We start from the raw sequence: 22824 nt of genomic DNA on the forward strand, positions 1-22824 counted from the left end.
CATTTCGTATACGAAAGTATTGAGAGTTGGAGTGATTATGGCTAATTTTCGTGGTGAAGGTGGCGTTTGTGTCACTGATGAAATGCTTGATAAATGGGAAAGTGATGCTGAAAAAGGTATCTATCACGGTAAAGCTGGTAATTTGCGTATTAAAAAGCCGCTCGGCAGGCCGCCTCTTTACAAAGAAGCTATGTTGCCTATAACTTTTCGTATATCTGCTGAAGATGCTGATGCTTTAAAAGCTTCTGCGGATAAGCAGGGTGTGAAGATTGGAGATGTTGTGCGCGAAGCATGCAAACTTCTTCTTTCGCAGCAAGCAAGTTGATTGTTAAGCGTTTGCAAACTTCCGCTGTCTGTCTTTCAACTTTTGCTATTTTGCACTCAACTGGAAGTAGACTTCCAACTTTTGCTGTTGCGCAAAGATAACTATGCAAAAATAGCCGCAGCTTCCGTAATGCAGCGTGTCGCGAAGATGTGGCATAATAGGAAGGCTTGTGACTGGAGGAGGAATCCGCTAGCACAGCACAGCAATACAAGATGCGGGAGGAAGCTGCAAAACGGCTTTATAGCAACGTTTCGTAAGTGCTTTACTTCTGTAAGAAGCGACTATACCAACGTTTGCAGCAACCGTTTGAACCGCTTGTACAAGAAAGAAGAACCATATTATGGCTCCGAAAAAGAAAGTCTCCGCGCTTATTAAGCTCGAGATTCAAGCTGGTAAAGCAAATCCAGCTCCACCACTGGGTCCAGCATTAGGCTCCCACGGCGTGAACATCATGGACTTCTGCAAGGCCTATAACGACCAGACGAAGGACAAGATGGGTCAGATCGTCCCAGTTGAGATCACCGTTTACGAAGATCGTTCCTTCACCTTCATTTTGAAGACCCCACCAGCCGCTGCTTTGTTGCTTAAGGCTGCTGGAATCCAGAAGGGCACCGAGAATCCATTGACTCACAAGGTTGGTTCTGTGACCAAGGCTCAGGTGCGCGAAATCGCCGAAATTAAGATGCCTGACCTCTCCGCACGTGACGTCGAGGCCGGTATGAAGATCATCGCGGGTACTGCTCGCTCGATGGGTATTACCGTTACCGACTGAAAGGGAGTGTAGAAATGGCTAAGCGTTCTAAGAAGTATCGTGAAGCGGCTGAGAAGATCGACCGCAATAACCTGTACACCCCAGCTGAAGCTATCGCTTTGTTGCAAAGCATGCCAAAGCACGCTTTCGACGAGTCCGTTGAGGCTGTTATGCGCCTTAACGTGGATCCTCGCAAGGCTGATCAGTTGGTTCGTGGCGTAGTTAACTTGCCAAACGGCACCGGTAAGACCGCTAAGGTTTTGGTGTTTGCTCGTGGTCCAAAGGCTACTGAGGCTCAAGAAGCTGGCGCCGACATCGTTGGTGATGACGAGCTTATCGAAAAGGTTGCCGGTGGCTTCCTTGACTTCGATGCAGTCGTTGCAACCCCAGATATGATGGGTAAGGTTGGCCGCTTGGGTCGTGTGCTCGGTCCTCGTAGCTTGATGCCAAACCCAAAGACTGGCACCGTGACTATGGATGTAGCCAAGGCTGTTGCTGATATTAAGGGCGGTAAGATTGAGTTCCGCGTGGATCGCCAGGGCAACCTGTCCTTCCTCTTCGGCAAGCTCTCCTTCGATGCTAAGGCTCTTGAAGAGAACTTCAAGGCTGTTGCAGACGAAATCCGCCGCTTGAAGCCAAGCACCATCAAGGGTCGTTACATTACTAAGGTAACTGTTACCTCCACGATGGCTCCTGGTGTTCCAGTCGATATCGCCAGCATTGCTGCCTGATTTATTGCTTGCGTAGCTTATGCGAAAGCATGGCTGGTAAGTAGTAAATTAAGTTTAAAACTTATAAACGCTGAAAATGTGCTCTTTTGAGTCATGTTTTCAGCGTTTTTTTGTTACTCGCGTCACTGCGTTTCTGCGTTAGTAACGAATAATTGAGGTTTTGCGTTACTGGTGCAGTACGCAATCTGCGTTAGTAACGAATAATTGAGGTTTTGCGTTACTGTTGCAGCGCGCAAACTGCGTTAGTAACGAATAATTGTGATTTTGCGTTACTTGCGCAGTATGCTATCTGCGTTAGTAACGCGAATAGGTTACGTGAGATGTTTTGGCGCGGGAGAGGTTGCGCCTATAGAGAATTCGCGACGCATGTAGGCTCACTGCGTGTTGTGTTTTGCGCGAAGTTCTAAACATTCTCTTATACTACTAGTAGTTTGTTTATTGCAAAAAATGCCCTTATTTAGGTGTTTTTCTTTAAAATGCTTTCTATTTGTAAAAAAGTGGTGTACCCTGTGTTATTGTAATCTAGATTGGTTTATTCCGAGTTGGTTTATTCCGAGTTGGTTTATTCCAGTTTTAATATTGGTATCTGGCTTCTGCGTTTTAGCACTAACTTTTTTGCAGGGGTTAGATAAAAGAGATTGAAGGTCTAATATGTTAAAGAAGAAGACCATTGCAGCTTTTGCTGCAGCTGCTACTTTGCTTGCAGGTTGTGCTTTTGCTGCTCCAGCAATGGCTCAGGATGAAGATCATACTGTACTTACTGAGTACGGTACTCCAGATCCATTGAATGGACAAAATTTGTATCCAGAGACTCATGAGGCTCCTGCTAATCCTGAGGGCTATACTGATCCTACCCAGGTTCCTGATAGGAATCACTGCTACAAGAACTCCTTGGGCACTGTAGTTTGCGAGCCTGCTACATATACTTTGTACAACAAAGCTACTACTAGCGACTTCCATGAGAACGATAAGAAGCCAGCTCCAGCTCCAGCTAAGCCAGCTCCAGCTAAGCCAGCTCATAAGCTTCCTCCTACCGGTGCTGCAGTAGCTATGGTTGCTGTAGTTGCTTCTGCTCTTGCCGGCATGGGCGCTGCTCTTCGCAAGATTCGTCACTAAATTAGTGTTGTAAGCACAAGCCAATATATTCTTATTCCTTGTGCTTACTTTGTTCTTGCACTTTAGCGTGTGGTGTGAAACCTTTGGTTTTGCGCCGCACGTTTTTTGTTTGTAAAATTAGAGTTATTGTGAATCGCGAATTTAGACTTATTGTGGATCGCGAATTTAAACTTAGTGTGAATCGCGAATTCTGCCAATTGTTATAGCTGTTTGCAGCACGTAAGCTGCGCGCGGATCCGTAGCATCCCATCCTGTAGTTTGCGCAACTTTGCGTAAACGGTAACGCACAGTATTTGGATGTACATTAAGTTCGTGTGCTGTTTGGTCAAGAGCTCCACCAAAGCGCAAGAACATATCAATAGTTTCCAAAGTCGGATCGTCGTGGCTGTAAGGAGCCAAACTTTGATAAACCTTGTTGTAAAGAGTATCAAAAGCTGTGGCATCGCCAATAAGCGCTCGCTCTGGAAGCAAATCATCCGTGTGAATTATTTGCGGCAAATGTTTTACTGCTGGAGCAACAGCAATCGCGGCAAGCGTAGCAGTAAGAGCGGAAGAAATCTGCTCAACTCCTTCAACCATGCTGCTGACACAAATCGGTTTATTAGAATTTTCAAAAACTTTGCACAGCTTCTCTAAAGCCTGATCGCTAGGATTTTCGCGCACAGCAAGCAGAATAATATGAGAAGGTGCTGCAAAATTAGAAGAATTTTTTGTAGATGCCGATATCAGTGCTTGCGTTTTTTGCCAAGCTCCCGTAATGCGTTGCAAAGCACTACTTTGTGCGCGCTCAACTATCGCATCGTAAGCATTGCAACTGCCGAGCTGCGGCCAAATATTTCGGCGCAAAGTGTCAGTGTTATCAGGTGGAATATCTGGTGCTGGCTTGCGATTTGGTCCGTCATCTGGCTTAATTGCAGTGCCGAAAGTTCCTGCAATAACAATAACTTTTGGCGAATCTGACCATTGAAGCAAATGCATGAAAGCGTCAATGCGAGCATCTGCAATACCATTCATTAAGCACGTTGCAATAATCGAATGTAATTGCAAACGCATCGCAGCGTCAAAAACTTGACCATCACGATTGTCGAAAATTCTAAGCGGCTCCGAGCTAGTTGATTTTTGCGCGCTGGGCAATGGAGTAAAACTCGGTGAATTATTGCCTCTACTATTTTCAGAAGATTGACTTGAACGACTTGAACGACTTTGATTTGATGAAAGACGATGCCACAAGTGATGCTTGTGCTTTTCTTCGTTTTCTTGCTCTGCTTTAGAAGAATCTTCTTGATCATTTGATACAGCGTTTACTTGCGTTTTGTTTAACTGTTCACTTTCAAGAGAATTAGCAATATTAGAATCTTCCGCATGATTTTCTGCTGCCTGTACGCTTGCTAGTATCGAAAGAAAATCGCTACTAAGTAAGTTGTTTTCCTCAAGTTTATCTTCATGATTCTCTTCGGACATAACAGAAGAAGCAGCGCTGCTATCTTGCGCAAACTGAGGTGTATTCTTCTCGTCCATCTTGTGCCTTTGATCCTAACATTCTTTACTATTATAGCGCGCTTGAGTAAAAGTATCTCGCCAAAAAGTAAGCGCTACAAAGCAGAAAACAAAAGCTAACGGTAGCATATGCCGATCAAAATTATTAGCTGGAGCAAGAATCATAACTCCAACTAGCAAGGCAAGTGGAATATGCCATAACAATGTACGCCAACGACGAAGAATAATTTCTGCAACTCCAATAAGTAGTGTAAAAATAACGAAAGTATTTCCGTGAATTGGCCAACTTAAAACAGGAATATCGCTAAACGTGCTAATATCTTCTGCAAATTTAGCTCTCCACTTAGGATTCCAATATTTAATCCAATCAGATTTTTGTATGCTGTCAGTGTCTATGTAATATTCTGGTCCAACATACGGGCGGTCAAAAATATCAAAGTATCCGTAAGTTTTCGCAAGAAAAGCGTCAGTTGCAACGAGTGGACTATGCGTAATCATTTGCCACCAAGCGAAATCTAATTTACGGATATTATCTTTAGTAACGTATCTCCAACGATAACTCACTTTTTTAGACTGCAATCCGGAAGATTTCACAGGGTCTGCGTCATAAGGTTTGTATGCTTCTGCAGTTTGATCCAGATTAAAAATTGGTGCAATAATGCGCTTTGCGCTACGCGGTATGCTATGCGGATCGAGCTTAGCTATACGTGCAATTTGTTGTAACTGAATGCCACGACTCTCAATAGGATCGCCGCTAATAATAGCACCGCTCGAAATAAGCATAATTAACGAGCCGTGAATCACAACGATTGGAAGCAAAATTCCGCAAACCCACAAACGCCAGCGTTTGCGCTCAAAAATAATTAAAAGCACGAATTGAAAAACCAGAATATACCAAGCGTATTTTGCAGCAATAAGCATTACGCACACTGAAATAATTAATTCCAAAACAGTGTGAAGTCTAGGCTTTTGCGCACTCGGCTCTGTGCTAGGCGTATTTTCAGTGTCGTTAGCATGATAACAATTAGTTAACTCGTAATTTATGCCGAACCACCAAACAAAAGCGAACGCAAAAAGCGGAGATTTTGTAAGCGCAATAGTTGAGCACAACACAAGCGGATTAAGCAAAAACATAAGCAGAATAACAAATCTTGCAAAAGTTGTTGTGTTGCAATTCGTTGAGCTAGATTCTGCGTTAAGCCAAGGTTTGTTTAAGAAGCGGTGTGCTGTTGCGCAAACGCACCATGCTGCAAATGCAAATTGCATGAAAGCAAGAAGTACAATTCCAGCGTCGTTTGAGTCGGTAAAGTATCTGGAGACTGCTGTTGTTGCGCCATAAATAACAGTTAGAACAATGTTGTGCTGATCTGTTAAATAAGTTGGGTGAGGTGGCCACAAGTAGTGCGCAGTCGGGTAAATATCCATTGGGACAAAGCTAAAGAAGCCGATATAAGGCTGATCTAAGCCTGTAACTTTATTCCAAGTCCAACTGTACTCGCGAATTTGCGAGCATATGTCTGCGCCGTATGCAGCAAGTAACGTAGCTGGAACCCAAATCCAACCCACGAAAAAAGTAAGAAATAGGTTTCTTCTGTTGCGAGTGGAGTGGTTAATAAACCATTTAGCGCAATTAAAAAATAGTTTTGCAGATTTTAAAAGAAAATGCGAAATATTGCGGAAAATAGTGTGTTTAGTAGTAAATTTTTGTAATTTTGACTGTTTTTTATTTTCGCTATTTTTTCTTAACGCAATTGACTTTATTAATTTCGTAAAAGGTTGATATTTAGGCAAAAACTTTTTATTTTTACCGTAGTAAATAAGCGCAGCCAATATTAGTGCGTATATTATGAAGGCAGCGACGAAAATAAAAGCATTAACTGACGAAAAATCAGCGATTGACCCTAAATGAACTTTAATATTTTGACTGCGGAAAATTGGTCCCAAGCTAGTGCAAAAAGCAAGGATAAAACATAACAAAGCAGCAAGAGTGTAATCTAAAAAACGTGCTGCAATAGCACGCAATTTACGCGGCTTTTCGTACTGCGTTTTGCGACGTATGCGCTCCATGTGTTAACACCTGCTTAATTGATGCCTAGCTACTTTGTTTGCTATTGCGCGCAAAACATGCAATGACGCGCGCAAAAATATAATCTGATGTAAATTATACATATGACTATTTTTTCTTCGCAAAGTGTGGCATTGATGCCGCAGACATCAGAAGTAGCAGATTTGGTAAAATATTTCGCAATTACAGATTCTACGCAAAATATTGCGCGAGAAATGATACAAAAAGGCGAAATAATCGCGCGAGATGACGGAAAGCCAGCAATAGTTGCGATTGTGGCAGACGAGCAAACAGCAGGTCGCGGCAGGCTTGGACGCGCGTGGGTAAGTCGCCCGGGGGAAAGCTTTTTAGTTTCATTCGTAACTTTGCTGCCTAAATCAATTGTTATGGACGCAAGTCACAACGGGTGGCTGCCTATTATTGCAGGGCTTGCAGCGCGTGACGCACTTCTAGAAACGTTTAAAGAGTGCGGAAGCTCGCCGATACACGGTGATGCTTGCGAGATAAAACTTAAATGGCCTAACGACGTGTTTTTGCACGATTGCAAAGAAGGCGGAATATTAACAGAAATCGTAGCTAATCCAAGCAAGGATGATGTTATTGGAGTAATTTTTGGAATTGGATTGAATTTGCACGTGCCGCAAGAAGTATTGCCAATTAAAATGGCGACTTCGCTGCAAATGCATATGACTGATTTGCCGGAAGCTAAAGAATTGCGCGATGAGATTGCTGCGAAAATCGTTACTGGATTGCGTTCTAGACTTGGTGATTTTATGCGCGATTATCCATGTAACGCTGCAGATTTGCTTAAAGAAGTAAATGGTGTGTGTTGGACTCTTGGACGCGAAGTTAACGTGCATCCAGTTGACGGAAGCGTGGTGACAGGAACTGCTGTGCGGCTTGGAGAAGATGCGTCGCTTACGATTCGTGAGGCATCTGGCGAGGAGATTGTGGTAAAAAGCGGTGATGTGCACGCAGTTGCGTATGAAAAATGAGATTTAAATAAAGCAAACGCGATGACTTGCTTTCTGCACTAGTGTCTCATTTTGCTTGTTTTGGGACACTAGTGCAGTTGAGTTACTGCGTGAGTGTCTCTTGATTGTGGTTTTGGGACACTAGTGCAGTTGTCGTTCTGCGCACGTGTCTCAAAACAGGCAGAATGGGACACTCGCGCAGTGCGACGACATGCCTGAGCGCTTGTTCCGAACGGCTATTTGGTAGCCGTTCGGCTGATTTGGCTCAAATGTGAAGCACACTGTGCTTCACATTTGAGCCAAATCACGCTTTGAAGGAGCTTGAAATCCCAGTGATTTCAAGCTCGGTCAAAGCGCGCCTTTTTATTAAGTGCGTTGTACAAGCCGGAGCAAGCCGCGCTCGCAACAAAAGCCTTAATCAAATCACCAATCATGAAGATAATCAAGGTTGCAGCAGCAGTTGAAAGTGGCATGCCAGTTAAGTAGCTTTGGCCGAAAATGCCGAATGCGTAAATCACGATCGTGCCGATTATAGAAGCTACAGAGTAAGTGCAGAAGCGTGCGAAAGTCTTCTTGAAGGAGTTTTCTGGCATCATTGCGTCAAGAGCTACGTCAAATACGCGCTTCAAAGCTGCGGTTGCAGCAACGCCAAAAATGAAACCGGCTAAGAATCCTGCAGTAGGGCCGACGAAAACAGCCCATCCGCCCTTAAATCCAGCAAACACAGGCAAACCTGCTGCGCCAACAGCAAGATACATAACTACAGAAGCTACGCCTTCGCGCCAGCTCAAAGTTAAACCAATAATGCACAAAACAAGAGTTTGCAACGTAATAGGCACAGGAGTAATAGGAAGATAAATTGCGCCTGCCATAGTAGAAAGAGCCAAAAGCACAGTGAGAAGCGCTGGCTTTGCAAGCCATGCTGCAGCTACTTTCAACTTATTTGCAACGTTTGAATTTGCTGATGCTGTTGCTGCATTATTTTGATTTATGTTAGTCATGAAAACCTTCTTTTGGTTATTTCCGGTTTGCCGTTTGCGGCTAATAGGTTGTCAATTAAACGGTTTTGCCGGTTGTTTTCCGTTTCGCTAATCACATTACGTGCCTAAAAAATCATGTGCATTGGAGAAGTGTACAAAATTTTGCTCTAGCTTTTGTGTATGTCGACTCATCCGTAAACGCAACTTTTCTAATATCTTGTAACGTATGGTTACGAATATCAAAAAAATTCTCATCGCAAACCGCGGTGAAATCGCCTTGCGAGTTATTCGCACGGCTCACGAAATGGGCATTTCTACCGTTGCTATTTACGCACCAACTGATCGCAATGCGCAGTTTGTAGAAATGGCAGACGAAGCGTACGCACTTTCCGGAGACACGTATCGCGATACTTATTTAAACGAAGATGCGATTCTTGACATTATTAAAAGAAGCGGCACGGATGCTGTGCACCCGGGTTACGGTTTCCTTTCGGAAGTTGCGTCTTTTGCTAAGAAAGTTAACGATGCTGGAGTTATTTGGATTGGACCGCGCCCGGAAGCTCTTATTGATTTGGGAGATAAAATTACGGCTCGTCGCGTGGCAGTTCGCGCGAAAGTGCCGCCAGTTCCAGGCATTTCGGAGCCTGTAAAAGATATTCGAGAACTTTTAACTTTTGCGCAAACGCACGGCTATCCTGTGATGATGAAGCGCACGGATGGTGGCGGCGGACGCGGCATTACAGTCGTTCGTAACGACGACGAGTTGCGCGGTTTTTACATGAATCACGACGCTCTTCAGGGCGGCGACTTAGACGAATATTTTATTGAGCGTTTTATTGACAAAGCTCGCCACGTTGAAACGCAGTGCGGCCGCGACGCTCACGGAAATTTCACCGTATATTCCACGCGCGATTGCTCGGTGCAGCGCCGAAACCAAAAGCTGGTTGAGGAAGCTCCTGCACCGTTCTTGACTGACGATGAAAAAGATCAGCTTTACCGATATTCTCGTAACCTATTTGAAGCTGTTGACTACGTTGGTCTTGGCACGTGCGAATATATGGTGACTTCTCAGCATAAAGTCTACTTCTTGGAAGTTAATCCGCGATTGCAAGTTGAGCACACGGTTAGTGAGGAAGTTAGTGGACTTGATTTAGTGCGAGAACAGCTCAATATTGCTGACGGCGGCGAGTTGATTAAGGATCCAGAGCCTCGCGGACATAGCTTCGAGCTTCGCATTACTTCGGAAGATCCTGCTACGAATTTGACTCCAAGTTCCGGCACTTTGACGAAGATTAAGTGGCCTTCCGGCCCTGGTATTCGCGTCGACTTTGGTGTTGAAGTTGGCGATAATATTTCGCCAAAATTCGATTCCATGATGGGCAAGCTTATTATTACTGCGCAAAGTCGCGAAACTGCTGTTGCTCGCGTGCGTCGCGCTTTGAAGGAACTTTGCATTGAGGGCGTGCCAACTCCGGCGAAACTTTTTGAGCAGATTTTTAACGACCCTGAGTTCACTGCGGAAAATCACAGTTTTGACGTGTCTACTAAGTGGATGGAACGTAAGTATTTGAACCGCGTTCCTGCAGCTTCCTTGGGTGGTCAGCCGGCTTCGCTTGTTTCTGGAAAGTCTGCTGATGAGTCCGAAAATAAGCAGCCTGCAATGGAATCCTTCATTATTGAGGTTGATAATAAGCGCGTAAAGCTTACGATTCCGCAAGATATTGTTGACAATTTGACTGGTTCTGCGCGCGTTCGTAGCGTTTCTAGAGCTTCGCAGCCTTTGCGCGGACGTTCGCTTCGCGGCAGTACTCACAAATCTGAAGAGCAAAAGCAGATTCCTGGCGTAATCGCAGCGCCTATGCAAGCTGTTATTACGCGCGTGAATGTTGCTGAAGGCCAGCAGGTTGCCAAGGGTGATTTGCTTGTGGTGCTTGAGTCTATGAAAATGGAAAATTACGTTTACGCTCCTGCAGCTGGTACTGTTACTGGAATTTTTGTGGGGCCTGGTGACGGCGTGGAATCGGGTGCAAAGCTTGTGACGATTGACATTTCCGGTTCAAATAAGGGAGATTCGTCTGAAGGTGAGAAGTCTTCCGAGAAGTCTTCTGAAAAGCCGGAAGGAGAGCAGAAATGAGCGCTTTAGTAAAAGAAAAGTCTGAAATTTCGGAGAAAAGTGTGAATAATTCTGACGAAACAAACTTGCAGCCTCGTCGCGGAAAAGCTGCAGTTCAGCACGCAGCACAACTTGCTCGTGACGCAGAACAAAAAGCTTTAGAACGTCAGCACGCAAAAGGAAAGTCAACTGCAAGAGAGCGTCTTGACTTGCTTTTTGACACAGGCTCATTCGTTGAAATCGGACGTTTTAACGGCGGTGACATAAATAACGACGTTGCAGGATGCGCTGTAATCACCGGTTTTGGCGAAGTTTACGGACGCAAAGTTGCCGTGTATGCACAAGACTTTTCTGTGCGCGGCGGAACTTTAGGCAAAGCTGAAGGCGAGAAAATCTGCCATCTTTTAGATATGGCTGTTGAGCTTCGCGTGCCAGTTGTTGCCGTAATTGATTCCGGCGGCGCTCGCATTCAGGAAGGCGTTAGCGCGCTTATGCAATACGGGCGTATCTTCAAAAAAACTTGCGAAGCGAGCGGCTTAATTCCGCAAATCTCAATTATTCTGGGTCCTTGCGCTGGTGGTGCAGTTTATTGCCCTGCGTTAACAGATTTGATTATTATGACTCGCGAGCACTCAAATATGTTCGTAACTGGTCCGGATGTTGTTAAAGCTGCAACCGGCGAGGCTATTAGCATGGACGATTTGGGCGGCGGTCTTGTGCATAACGCAACTTCCGGTGTCGCTCACTATTTGGGTGAAGATGAAGCTGACGCAATCGACTACGCGCGCACAGTTTTGGCTTATTTGCCATCTAGCTGTGAGGTAGAGCCTCCAACTTTTGCCTACGCTGCAACGCGCGCTGATCGCGAAACTGCGCGCGAGTTGGCGAATATTGTGCCGGATAACGACCGTCAGCCTTACGATGTGCTCGACGTGATTCGCAGAATAGTTGACTACGGTGAGTTCGTACAAGTGCAGGAATTGTATGCTGCTTCTGCAGTGGTTGGTTTTGCTTGCATTGAGGGTCATCCTGTTGGAATCGTAGCAAATCAGCCGAAGGTGAACGCTGGTATTTTGGATGTAAATTCTTCCGAAAAAGTCGCGCGATTTGTGCGATTGTGCGATGCGTTTAATTTGCCTGTGGTGACTCTAGTAGATACTCCTGGTTATAAGCCTGGTTCAGATCAAGAGCACGCAGGAATTATTCGCCGAGGTGCGAAAGTGATTTATGCGTACGCGAACGCGCAAGTTCCGCTAGTTACGGTGATTTTGCGTAAAGCTTTCGGTGGAGCTTATATCGTTATGGGTTCCAAGTCGATGGGTGCGGACGTAAATTACGCGTGGCCAACCAGCCAGATTGCGGTTTTGGGTGCGCAAGGTGCTGTGAATATTATTCATCGTAAAGATTTGCAAAAAGCTAAAGAGCGTGGACAAGACGTTGCGGCTCTTAGGAAGCAGCTGGTTGACGAGTATGAGGCGACTACTGTTAACGCAAATCTTTCGTTGGAAACTGGCCAGATTGACGCAATGATTGACCCGGAGCAGACTCGCGATATGATTGCTGGCTCATTGAAACTTTTGCGCAGTAAAAAGCGGGTTTCCAGAACTGGAAAGCATCACGGAAATCAGCCAATGTAAGCATATTTATAAAAATTATAGGAATTATCAAACTTATAACTAAAAACTATAGAGCTTACAGAACTTATAAACCTTACAAAACTTACAGAATTTATAAAACTTATCCAAATCGACGAGAAGGAAACATCATGACAACATACTTTTTCGACCAACTCGCTAATAATCCGCACGCACTCGTGTTTGCAGGTCAGTCAACTCCCTGGGTTGAAGCTTTGCGCGAGCTTAGTTCAGACGAAGAATTAAACGCAGAACTTCATGAGTATGAAGCAGGCGCAAAAGCTTTGCTATCGCCAATTTATTCTGAGCTTTTAGCAAATGCAGGCGGCGACATAAACGTGTTTGACGCGCTAGAAAATAAGCATATTAACGCTGCAAACGCGCTTCTTAGTGTGCCTGGAATTACGCTTGCACAGTTCGGTGCAGTGCGCGACTTAACAAATCTTGGATACAACTTTGAAGTAAACAAGCCGTGCGCAGTTTTGGGTCATTCTCAAGGCGTAATCGCAGCGGAAATGGTAAAAGCTCGCATAAAAGCAAAGTCTTGGCAGAAGGCTCGCGCTCAAATCGAAGAATTACTCGCAATTGCCTACTTAATTGGAGCTGCGGGAGATCGCGAATCTCGAATGCTTGAAATTACTGGTGACGGCGAGCACACGCCAATGCTGTCGCTTAAAGGAGTTACTAAAAAGCAGGCAGAAGCGTTAATTTCACGCGTAGAGCGCACGCGCGGTGAAGTGTCAATTGCTGTTAAAAATGCTTACAATCACGTGGTTATTGCAGGATACCCGGAAGATATGGAAGCTGTTGCAAACGAAGCGCAAAAAGAAACAAAGCGTTCGAAGAAATTGCGCGAAATGAAAGTTCGCGGTGGAGCTGTATTTGCGCCAGTTGCTGAATATTTGGATGTTACAGTGCCATTCCATTCGCCAATGCTTCAATCTGCAGTTGAGCAGGTAGTAGAGTGGGCAAATGAGGCTGGTTTGAACACTACAGTTGCTCGCGAATTGGCTGATGCAGTGCTTGTAACTCCTGTTGATTGGGCTACGCAAATTGGCGAAGTTTTGGAGCAAAACGACGCGCGCTCGCTTTGGATTTTAGACATGGGTCCTAGCGAAGTGCTCGGAAAGCTTACTGGAGTGCTTGTGCAAGGAACCGGCGCTGGAATAGTAGAGGCTGCTACATTGCGCTCGCGTGCAGAGCTTTCAACAGCTGACTCTGCTTCTGAGCCAGAGCGTACGGGCTGCTGGGCTGATTTTGCGCCTCGAGTAATCGACACGCCTGCAGGACGTAAAGTACTTACTAAATTTAGCAAGCTTACAGGCAAAGCTCCTGTGCTTCTTGCAGGAATGACACCAACGACAGTAGAGCCGGAAATCGTTGCTGCAGCAGCAAATGCAGGCTACTGGGCTGAGCTTGCTGGCGGCGGTCAAGTAACTGCGGAAGTTTTCGATCGTCATATGAAGTCGCTTGAAAATCAGCTTCGTGAAGGCGCAACTATTGAATTTAACGCCATGTTTATGGATCGCTACCTGTGGAATTTGCAATTTGGTTCGAAGCGAATCGTGCCAAAAAAGAGGCAGTCGGGAGCTCCTATTGATGGTGTAGTTATTTCTGCAGGCATTCCAGAACTTGACGAAGCCAAGGAATTAGTAGCATCTTTGCAAGCTGATGGATTCCCTTACGTAACGTTTAAGCCTGGAACAGTTGACCAAATTCGTCAAGTTGTGCGAATTGCTAAGGCTGTTGCTCCAGCAACGATTATTGTGCAGGTTGAGGGCGGTGCTGCAGGTGGTCACCATTCGTGGGAATCTCTTGATGATTTGCTTATGACAACTTACGCGCAAGTGCGTGAGTGCGAGAATTTGGTGCTTGTTGCAGGTGGCGGTATTGGTACTCCTGAGCGTGCTGCAGACTACATTTCTGGTGAATGGGCGAGTGAATACGGTTTGCCAAATATGCCAGTTGATGCTGTAATGATTGGCACAGCTGCAATGACAGCAAAAGAAGCGCATACAAGCCCTGAAGTAAAGCGTATGCTTGTGGAAACTCCGGGTATTGCGATGCCAAAATCTTCTAGCATTGAAGGTTTTGATGAGGATCCGTTCGCACCAATGGGTGAGCGTTGGGTGCCTTCTGGAAAAGTGATTGGCGGTGTGACGAGTGGTTTAAGCCATTTGCACGCAGATATTTACGAGTTAGAAAACGCTTCTGCTCGCTGCGGTAGATTGCTCGTTCATATGATGAAACATCCTGAAGAGCTTGAATCACGTCGCGATGAAGTAATCGAAGCACTTAACTCTACTGCAAAGCCATATTTTGGTGACGTAGAAAGCATGACTTACTTGCAATTTGCTCAACGTTTCCTAGATTTGGCATACCCTTGGGTGGATCCGACTTACGCAGATCGCTACATGCATTTGTTACAGCGTATTGAAGCGCGTTTAATTAATCAAGATTCAGGCGAATTTACTTCTATTCTGCCTTCTATTGAAGAAGTTTCTAAGCACCCTCAAGCTGCTTTATATACGCTGATTGATGCGTTGCCTCAAGCTCGCGAGATGAACGTTGTGCCAATGGACGCCGCTTGGTTCCCAACTTTGGTTCGCGAATACCCTAAGCCAATGCCATTCGTGCCAGTTATTGACAACGATTTGTTGCGTTGGTGGGGTCAAGATCAGCTTTGGCAGTCGGAAGATTCGCGTTACTCGGCAGATGCTGTGCGTGTAATTCCAGGACCGATTTCTGTGGCTGGAATTACGACTATGGATGAGCCGATTGCCGATATTCTGGGACGTTTTGAAGCAGCTGTGCTCAATCGTGCAGAATCTGGAGCTGAAACTGGAGTAGAAGCAGAAAATAAGGAAAATGCGGCGAGTAAGTCTTCAAAATCTGCTTTTAGTCAGATTGCTGATGCTAAAAACGTTGAAGCTTACGTGCGCGCATGCCCGAATATTTCTTGGGTTGGTCATGTAACTGCAAACCCTGCTTACGGAACGTCTTTAGGAGACGAAAATTACGTAATTACAGTAACTTCTAGTAATAATGACGTAATTTCGCTTGATTTAGATATTAAGCTAGATACATTCTGGGATAATCAAGAAAATCAGGAAGCAAAACACTCTACAAAAAATGCTGCAAACTCGCCAAAACGCAAGCATGCAGTACGAGATATTGTAATTCCGCTAACTGTTGACGCAAGTCAAGCTGGAAGCATACCAGTAGTTGACCGCGAGCGCTTGCCAAAGCACGTGTACGAAATGCTTGCAGCAACCGCAGGTATTGGAAATACAGCGATTACTGGCGATGTACTTGATGCTATGCCTAAGGTTGAAACATTAAAAGAAGATGGCAGTTTGGCAAAATTGCCAGAAGATTTGATGGCAGAAGGTTATAGAGATTTCCCGTTTGGATTGGTTCATTCTTCCTATACTTTCTCGAGAAATCTTGGAATTGACCACGAGTCTGCTACTGCTGGAAGACTTCCAGATGGATTGCTTGCTTCTCGCATTGTGCCAGACGCGTTAGTAGGTCCTGCTTGGCCGACTATTTACTCGGCTTTGGGTTCCGTAATGGTTGATGGCTACCCGATTATTGAGGGTCTGCTTAACGCTGTTCACCTAGATCATTTAGTAGAGCTTGACGTCGATGCTGAAGACTTTAAAAAGTATGTCGACAAGCGAATTAATTTGCTCGGCTGGGCTGAGCCGTATGCAGAATCTGCTTCCGGACGCGTGGTAACTATTCACGTAGTGCATACTGCTGCAGATGGAACTCGTTTGGCTCACGAAACTGAGCGTTTTGCTATTCGTGGACGAAGCTTCAGCAACGCGCTTCCTGCTCCAGCTGCGCAATATGGCGAAGCTGCAGGATTGCACGGATACGAAATTGAAGACACACCTCGCAGAGCTTTGCGCAGAGTAGTCGTTCGCGCTCCTCACGATATGACCGCTTTCGCGCGTACTTCTGGAGATTTCAACCCAATTCACACTTCTAAGCGAGGTGCTGCAATTTCCGGGCTTTCTGCTCCTTTGGTACACGGTATGTGGCTTTCCGCAACAGCTCAACATGTTGCTCAAGCAGTTGATGAAAAAGGTGCTCGCTACGAGCTCATTGGCTGGTCCTACAACATGTACGGCATGGTTCAGCTTGATGACGAAGTAGAAATCACAGTTGAACGCGTTGGAAAAGTTCGTCGCGGCGGACTTGCTTTGGAAGTTACGTGCAGAGTTGATGGGCAAATCGTGTCTAAAGCAAGCGCGCTTACTCGCGCTCCACGTGCAGCATTCGTATACCCAGGTCAGGGTATTCAAAAGCAAGGAATGTCGCTGGATGAGCGCGCAAAGTCGCCTGCAGTGCGCGATACTTGGGAGCGAGCAGACAAGCTTACTCGCGAAAAGCTTGGATTCTCAATCCTCGCAGTCGTGCGCGATAATCCAAAGGAACTCACTGCTCACGGCGTAACTTATCACCATCCTGAAGGATTGCTTAACTTAACGCAATTTACGCAAGTTGCGCTCGCAACAGTTGCCTTTGCGCAAACCGCGCGTTTGCGTGAAGCAGGATGCGATATTTGGCCTGCTTACTTTGCAGGACACTCGCTTGGTGAGTACAATGCTTTGAGCTCCTTCGCGCAAATTATTCCGCTCGAAACTGTGCTTGAATTGGTGTTCCACCGCGGATCTACAATGCATCACTTGATTGAGCGCGATGCACAAGGTCGCTCGAATTACCGCATGGGTGCTCTTCGACCAAACCAGTTTGGAGTATCAGACGAAGGCGTAAACGCTTACGTTGATGGCATTTCCAAGGCTACTGGCGAATTCTTGCAAATTGTAAACTACAACTTGGCAGGTCAGCAGTACGCAATTGCTGGAACTATTAAAGGCTTGAAGGCATTGGCTGCAGACGCTTCTAAGCGCGCTAAGGAGTATGGTGGCAAGCCTCCATTCATGTTTGTTCCAGGAATTGACGTGCCGTTCCACTCTCGAATTCTTCGAAAGGGCGTGCCAGAATTCCGCGACAAGCTCGATTCGCTGCTGCCGAAGCATATTGATTACTCTGTGCTTGTAGACCGTTACATTCCAAACCTTGTGGCTTGCCCGTTTGAGCTTACGCGAGAATTTGCGCAAAAGATTTTGGATGTTGTGCCATCTGAGCGCATTGAAGCAGCTTTGGAAGATGAAACTACATGGAAGTCTTACGCTTCAGATGAGCAAAAGCTCGGTCGTTTGTTGCTCACCGAATTGCTTTCATGGCAATTTGCTTCTCCAGTTCGCTGGATTGAAACACAGGCCCTCATGTTTGCCAATCGCGCTCGCGGTGGTCTTGGCGTCGAAGAGTACGTTGAAGTTGGTTTAGGAAACGCGCCAACTTTGGCAAATCTTGGTGCTAAAACTCTTGCTTTGCCGGAGTTTAGTGGCGAAAAAGTGACTGTTTACAACGTTGGTCGTGACGAAGGCCGCGTTTATATGACTGACACGGATTCGCTTGTGCCTGAAGTGTTTACTGAGGAAGATAGTCAAGAAGCAAGTAGCACTGCTGATGCGGCTGCTGCTTCTGCAGCTCCTGCTGCAAATGTTGCATCTGCTGCTCCTGCGGCTGCTGCTCCTGCTCCAGTTGCTAACGCAGCAGCAAGCGGACCTGTAGCAGACTTGCCGTTCAAAGCATCCGACGCAATCTCAATGCTGATTGCGTATAGTGCAAAAATCCGTCTTGACCAAATCGGCGACACTGACACAACTGACACGCTCACAAACGGCGTATCTTCACGCAGAAACCAGCTTCTTATGGATATTAGTTCCGAGCTTGGCGTGGCTAGCGTGGACGGTGCTGCAGAAGCTCCAATGAGTGCGTTGCGAAAGCTTGTGGATTCGGTTGCTCCTCGCTACAAGGCTTTTGGTGCCGTGCTTTCCGATATTGTGCGCGAACGTTTGCGTGCGCTTTTCGGTGCTGCAGGCGTGAAGCCAGCGCAAATCGACAAGCGTATTTCGGAAGTCTGGCAGCTTGGCGAAGGCTGGCGTGCGCACGTGCTTGCGGCTTTGGTTTTGCAAACGCGTGAAGGTGCTAGCGTGCGCGGTGAAAATCTTGCGCAACTTTCAACTGATCCTGCAAAGAATACTGCTGCAGCCGACGCTTTAATCGACTCAGCTATACAGCAAGTTGCACAAGCTCACGGCGTTAGCGTTTCTCAGCCTGGCGCTGCTGGCGCAGCCGGTGGTGCTGTTGTTGATTCTGCAGCTCTTGACGCTTTTGCGCAGCAAGTTGTTGGCGCAGATGGCGTACTTGCTGCAACTGCTAAGTTTGTGCTAGCAAAGCTTGGTGTTGAATCTCCTAAAGCAGAAACTGAAAGTGACGAAAATGCTGCTGTTGTAGCTGCTGTTGAAGCAGAATTAGGTGCGGATTGGCCAAAGCAAGTGGCTCCTCGATTTGATGAGCGAAAGGCGATTCTTTTCGACGACCGCTGGGCTTCGGCTCGCGAAGACGTTGCTCGCTTGTACTACAAGTATGCTGGAAAGAATGTTGATATTCAGGTAAATGAAGTTTCTGAAATCTTAAATGATTTTGGTAGTTTCCTCGGTGCCGGGGAAGCAGTAGCTTCGGAAGCTGAGTGGTTTGCAAGTCTTTCTAAATCTCGCGAATTAAACAATCTTGCAACAATATTTAATGGTATTGCTCGCGATTCTCGCACTAAACTTGCGCAAAACAACGCTGATACTGCTCAAGCAACTCGTTTTGCAGGAGAAGTTGCAGTAGTTACAGGCGTTGCTCCTAACTCGATTGCTGCTCGCGTAGTAACGGGCTTGCTTAAGGGTGGAGCTACGGTTATCGCAACTTCGCACAGTTTCAAGCCGAGCGTTAAGTCTTGGGCAAAGAAAGCGTATCGCGAAAACGCTCAAATGGGCGCAAAGTTGTGGCTTGTTCCAGCAAACTTGTCTAGCTACCGCGATGTCGACGCGCTTGTAAAGTGGGTTGGCACAGTTTCGAAGAAAGTTAGCGGCGCAACAACTACGATTTTGAAGCCTGCGTACGAGCCGAGCATGTTCTTCCCGTTTGCAGCGCCTCCAGTTCACGGTACTTTGGCTGATTCTGGTTCGCTTTTTGAATCGCAATCTCGCTTAATGTTGTGGGGAGTGGAGCGTGCAATCGCTGGATTTGCGCAAATTGGAGCAGATACGGATGTGCAACATCGTATGCACGTTGTGTTACCTGGATCTCCAAATCGCGGTATGTTCGGCGGCGACGGTGCCTATGGCGAAGTCAAGAGCGCTTTCGATGCGATTGTGAACCGTGCGCATGCGGAAAGTGTGTGGTCGGATCGCGTGACTTTCGCGCATCCTAAGATTGGATGGGTGCGTGGAACTGGCTTAATGGGCGGAAATGATCCGCTTGTGGCTGTAGTTGAGCGTCACGGATTAACTACCTACTCTACGCAAGAAATGGCAGATCGTTTGCTTGATTTGTGCACTCGCGAGGCGCGCGAACAGGCAGCAATTGCACCTTTGGATGTTGATTTTACGGGCGGATTAGGCAAGGAGCCTCTTGATTTGAATGCTCTTCGTGCAGAAGCGTTGGAAGATCAAAAGCGTGCGGAAGAAGCAGAAGAAGCTGCGGAAGCTGCAGAATCTGGCGAGTCTGCTGCTAAATCAACCGCTAAATCAACTGCTAAATCAACCAACAAAGCACTCCCAACGCCTTACGTTCCAACTCAGCCACGAGTCAACTTGGCTGATTGGAAGAATGTGACAGCGCGTCCAGAAGACGAAATTGTAATCGTCTCCGTTGGCGAGCTTGGACCATGGGGTTCTGGACGTACTCGTTTCGAAGCAGAACTTGGAATTCGCGAAGACGGATCCGTGGAGCTTTCTGCAGGAGCAGTACTGGAATTGGCTTGGAATATGGGCTTGCTTACTTGGCAAGACTCTCCAAAGCCAGGCTGGTACGATGCTGAAGGCACGCTTGTTCCAGAAGAAGATATTGCAGAGAAATATCGCGATGAAGTAGTGGCACGTTCCGGTATTCGACCATTCGAAACCGGCATGGGCGGCGACTACAAGGATGGAGCAAACGAAGAAGAAGCAGAAATCTTCCTCGATCACGATGTGAGTTTCAGCGTTCCAACAGAAACAATTGCGCGCGAATACGTGGCGCTCGACGAATCGCATACTGAGATTGCTCGCGATGCAGAATCCGGCGAATGGACTGTTACGCGCAAGGCAGGTTCTATGATTCGCGTGCCGCGTAGGGCTGCAATGACCAGAACTGTCGGTGGACAATTCCCTAAGGGCTTCGATCCGCTGAAGTGGGGAATTCCTGCTTCAATGGTTGGAAGTGTTGACACGATTGCGTTGTGGAATATTGTCACAACTGTAGATGCTTATATTTCTGCTGGTTTCACACCTTCGGAGATTTTGCAATCTGTGCATCCGTCAATGGTTGCTTCCACGCAAGGAACCGGTTTCGGTGGCATGAGCTCAATGCGAAAACTGTACTTGGATCGCTTCCTTAACCACGAAATTCCTACGGACGTACTGCAAGAAGCGCTACCAAACGTTGTTGCAGCTCACGTAATGCAAACCTATATCGGCGGCTATGGAAACATGGTTCAGCCGGTGTCTGCATGCGCAACTGCAGCGGTTTCGCTCGAGGAAGGTGTCGATAAGATTGCTCTTGGCAAAGCTGACTTCGTAGTAACTGGCGCAATTGACGATATCGGTGTGGAATCCGTGGTTGGCTTCGGCAACATGAACGCAACTGCCAATAGCGAAGAAATGTATGCGAAGGGCATCGATCCACGATTCTTCTCGCGTGCAAATGATCGTAGACGTGGAGGCTTCCTTGAAGCACAAGGCGGCGGTACGATTTTGGTTACGCGCGGCGATATTGCTTTGAAGCTTGGTTTGCCTGTTGCTGGCGTAGTCGGATTTATTCATTCGTATGCTGACGGCATTCATACTTCTATACCTGCTCCGGGCTTGGGTGCTTTGGCTGCAGGCATGGGTGGTGCTAAGTCTAAGCTCGTGCGCGATTTGGCAGCTCTCGGCGTTACTCCGGACGATATTGCTGTGGTTTCTAAGCACGATACTTCTACGAATGCAAACGATCCGAACGAATCCGAGTTGCACAATACTCTTGCGCACGCAATCGGACGCACGGACGGAAATCCGCTGTTCGTAATCAGCCAAAAGACGCTGACTGGACACGCAAAGGGCGGCGCGTGCATCTTCCAAATCAACGGTTTGACGCAACTGTTTAGAAGTGGCGTGATTCCTGGAAACGCATCACTCGACTGCGTGGATCCTAAGCTTGCGCGCGACGACCACATGGTTTGGTTGCGTGAGCCGATGCGCATTGGCGATGGTGCAGGTTCCGGCGTTGGTGCTTGTGCAGTGAAGGCTGCTCTCGCAACTTCGCTCGGCTTCGGTCACGTTAGCGGATTTGTGGCATTGGTTCATCCTGGTGCTTTTGAGGCTGCTGTGGCTGCTAGCGCAGGTGTTGATGCGCTTAAGAATTGGCGTACCAAGGCAAATGCGCGTTTGGCTGCAGGTCAGAGGCGATTTGAGGAAGGCATGATGGGTCGATCTGCTTTGTTCGAGCCTGTTGAGAATCGTCACTTGCTGAAGGATGGCACGCGCCTTCCGGATGGCACTCGCTACGACGGTCACGAAGCGGAAAAGGCGATGCTGCTTAATCCTGAAGCTCGCCTTAACGCGAACGGATACTACTGCTAGGTATAAGTAGTCGCAAATGTAAAGAAAAGGTCGGATTTTAGCTTAAATCCGACCTAAATTTTACGCGCGTGTAAAATAAAGGTCGTTTTATCGCCTTAATTCGGCAGAAACTTTACAGTCGTGTAAAATAAAGGTCGTTTCCGCGTCAAAAAACGGCAGAAACTTTACAGGCGCGTATAAAGTAGGTGTGTATGATTGCAGGAATAGGGCACGACTTAGTAAACGTTGCGCAGTTTGCTGAGCAGATGCAGGATGGCAACGGTTGGCGTGCTCTGTTTTCTGTGCGAGAGCTTCGGCAATGTGATCTTCGTGCGCAAGCTAAGAATGATGAAAAAGCTTTACATATTGCAGCACGTTGGGCTGGTAAAGAAGCTGTGATTAAAGCGTGGTCTGAGGCGCTGGCTACAGCAAATATCTCTTACCCGTATACTTTAGATAACATGCCGTGGGCGAGTATTGAGATTCTTAACGATTCCCATGGTTGCCCACGAGTTATTCTCAGCGCAGATGTGCATTCGCAACTTGTAAAATCGCTTTTAAGTGCGCACAGCGAGTGCGTGGATAGTAGCGAGCGCGTAGCTAATAGCGAGCATATAGCTAATAGCGATCGCGTAGCTAATATCCGTTGGCATATTTCGCTCAGCCATGACGGATTATTAGACGATAATTCAGCTTTCGCATCAGCTGTTGTAATGCTTGAAGTCTTATAGAAGAATTGAATTAAAAGAAAAATATGTTTGGCGCTCTTGTGTCAATGTCACAAGCATCTGTATACTTGAACGAGTCGATATTTGTGCGTGAATATTTCGTGCGAATATAGTGCGTAATTGCGGACGTAGCTCAATGGTAGAGTCTCAGTCTTCCAAACTGATTACGCGGGTCCGATTCCCGTCGTCCGCTCCATTTT

Annotated in this window: 12 protein-coding genes and 1 tRNA gene; 10 read left to right on the forward strand and 3 right to left on the reverse strand. The window is 46.7% G+C overall.

All coding sequences use genetic code 11. From position 1 onward, the window contains the following. Nucleotides 1-37 precede the first annotated feature (37 nt). From HXT34_RS00855 to HXT34_RS00870, 4 genes are all read left to right on the forward strand, one after another. Complete coding sequence (locus tag HXT34_RS00855; RefSeq protein ID WP_415687556.1) at nucleotides 38-325, forward strand: toxin-antitoxin system antitoxin subunit; 288 nt, start codon at nucleotides 38-40, stop codon at nucleotides 323-325. Nucleotides 326-665: 340 nt separating this feature from the next. Continuing rightward, nucleotides 666-1097 (forward strand): 50S ribosomal protein L11, encoded by a 432-nt coding sequence (gene rplK, locus HXT34_RS00860; protein WP_004118588.1) that lies wholly within the window; start codon nucleotides 666-668, stop codon nucleotides 1095-1097. A gap of 14 nt (nucleotides 1098-1111) precedes the next feature. Beyond that, nucleotides 1112-1807, forward strand: coding sequence for a 50S ribosomal protein L1 (gene rplA / locus HXT34_RS00865; RefSeq protein WP_004106273.1), 696 nt, complete (start codon nucleotides 1112-1114; stop codon nucleotides 1805-1807). A 651-nt stretch (nucleotides 1808-2458) separates the two neighbouring features. Beyond that, a complete protein-coding gene (locus tag HXT34_RS00870; RefSeq protein WP_419399233.1) occupies nucleotides 2459-2923 on the forward strand; it encodes a hypothetical protein in 465 nt (154 codons plus the stop codon). Between the two features lie 171 nt (nucleotides 2924-3094). On the opposite strand, the gene HXT34_RS00875 is transcribed toward HXT34_RS00870, so the two are convergent. After that, nucleotides 3095-4441 carry a helix-turn-helix domain-containing protein gene (locus HXT34_RS00875; protein WP_415687554.1) on the reverse strand — a complete coding sequence of 449 codons (1347 nt, stop codon included), beginning with the start codon at nucleotides 4439-4441 and terminating at the stop codon, nucleotides 3095-3097. 15 nt (nucleotides 4442-4456) lie between these two features. Further along, entirely contained in the window at nucleotides 4457-6487 is a 2031-nt protein-coding gene (locus HXT34_RS00880) for a DUF6020 family protein (protein WP_421785000.1), read from the reverse strand. Nucleotides 6488-6589: 102 nt separating this feature from the next. On the opposite strand from HXT34_RS00880, the gene HXT34_RS00885 reads away from it, so the two are divergent. Further along, the gene (locus HXT34_RS00885) at nucleotides 6590-7480 is read left to right on the forward strand and encodes a biotin--[acetyl-CoA-carboxylase] ligase (protein WP_421785002.1); all 891 of its coding nucleotides are present in this window, start codon (nucleotides 6590-6592) and stop codon (nucleotides 7478-7480) included. A 317-nt stretch (nucleotides 7481-7797) separates the two neighbouring features. On the opposite strand, the gene HXT34_RS00890 is transcribed toward HXT34_RS00885, so the two are convergent. Further along, nucleotides 7798-8460: a biotin transporter BioY gene (locus HXT34_RS00890; RefSeq protein WP_415683648.1), complete on the reverse strand. Its 663-nt coding sequence runs from the start codon at nucleotides 8458-8460 to the stop codon at nucleotides 7798-7800. Nucleotides 8461-8665: 205 nt separating this feature from the next. On the opposite strand from HXT34_RS00890, the gene HXT34_RS00895 reads away from it, so the two are divergent. The 5 genes from HXT34_RS00895 (at nucleotide 8666) to HXT34_RS00915 (ending at nucleotide 22820) form a co-directional block, all read left to right on the forward strand. Continuing rightward, nucleotides 8666-10573, forward strand: a complete 1908-nt coding sequence (locus tag HXT34_RS00895) for a biotin carboxylase N-terminal domain-containing protein (RefSeq protein WP_421785005.1) — start codon at nucleotides 8666-8668, stop codon at nucleotides 10571-10573. Continuing rightward, a complete protein-coding gene (locus HXT34_RS00900) occupies nucleotides 10570-12189 on the forward strand; it encodes an acyl-CoA carboxylase subunit beta (RefSeq protein ID WP_421785007.1) in 1620 nt (539 codons plus the stop codon). Before HXT34_RS00895 ends, HXT34_RS00900 begins: the two co-directional genes overlap by 4 nt. A 128-nt stretch (nucleotides 12190-12317) precedes the next feature. Then, complete coding sequence (locus HXT34_RS00905) at nucleotides 12318-21917, forward strand: fatty acid synthase subunit beta domain-containing protein (protein WP_421785009.1); 9600 nt, start codon at nucleotides 12318-12320, stop codon at nucleotides 21915-21917. A gap of 191 nt (nucleotides 21918-22108) precedes the next feature. Beyond that, nucleotides 22109-22627 carry a holo-ACP synthase gene (locus tag HXT34_RS00910; protein ID WP_421785011.1) on the forward strand — a complete coding sequence of 173 codons (519 nt, stop codon included), beginning with the start codon at nucleotides 22109-22111 and terminating at the stop codon, nucleotides 22625-22627. A gap of 119 nt (nucleotides 22628-22746) precedes the next feature. After that, nucleotides 22747-22820, forward strand: a tRNA-Gly gene (locus HXT34_RS00915). Nucleotides 22821-22824: the final 4 nt, after the last annotated feature.

Origin of the sequence: Gardnerella sp. DNF00983 (assembly GCF_049244265.1) — a bacterium.
Classification (GTDB): Bacteria; Actinomycetota; Actinomycetes; order Actinomycetales; family Bifidobacteriaceae; genus Bifidobacterium; species Bifidobacterium vaginale_J.

What these genes read in the sequence shown, in the direction of transcription:
- HXT34_RS00855 (WP_415687556.1), top strand. Translation starts at nt 38, where the DNA reads ATGGCTAATTTTCGTGGTGAAGGTGGCGTTTGTGTCACTGATGAAATG.
- rplK (WP_004118588.1), top strand. Translation starts at nt 666, where the DNA reads ATGGCTCCGAAAAAGAAAGTCTCCGCGCTTATTAAGCTCGAGATTCAA.
- rplA (WP_004106273.1), top strand. Translation starts at nt 1,112, where the DNA reads ATGGCTAAGCGTTCTAAGAAGTATCGTGAAGCGGCTGAGAAGATCGAC.
- HXT34_RS00870 (WP_419399233.1), top strand. Translation starts at nt 2,459, where the DNA reads ATGTTAAAGAAGAAGACCATTGCAGCTTTTGCTGCAGCTGCTACTTTG.
- HXT34_RS00875 (WP_415687554.1), bottom strand. Translation starts at nt 4,441, where the DNA reads ATGGACGAGAAGAATACACCTCAGTTTGCGCAAGATAGCAGCGCTGCT.
- HXT34_RS00880 (WP_421785000.1), bottom strand. Translation starts at nt 6,487, where the DNA reads ATGGAGCGCATACGTCGCAAAACGCAGTACGAAAAGCCGCGTAAATTG.
- HXT34_RS00885 (WP_421785002.1), top strand. Translation starts at nt 6,590, where the DNA reads ATGACTATTTTTTCTTCGCAAAGTGTGGCATTGATGCCGCAGACATCA.
- HXT34_RS00890 (WP_415683648.1), bottom strand. Translation starts at nt 8,460, where the DNA reads ATGACTAACATAAATCAAAATAATGCAGCAACAGCATCAGCAAATTCA.
- HXT34_RS00895 (WP_421785005.1), top strand. Translation starts at nt 8,666, where the DNA reads ATGGTTACGAATATCAAAAAAATTCTCATCGCAAACCGCGGTGAAATC.
- HXT34_RS00900 (WP_421785007.1), top strand. Translation starts at nt 10,570, where the DNA reads ATGAGCGCTTTAGTAAAAGAAAAGTCTGAAATTTCGGAGAAAAGTGTG.
- HXT34_RS00905 (WP_421785009.1), top strand. Translation starts at nt 12,318, where the DNA reads ATGACAACATACTTTTTCGACCAACTCGCTAATAATCCGCACGCACTC.
- HXT34_RS00910 (WP_421785011.1), top strand. Translation starts at nt 22,109, where the DNA reads ATGATTGCAGGAATAGGGCACGACTTAGTAAACGTTGCGCAGTTTGCT.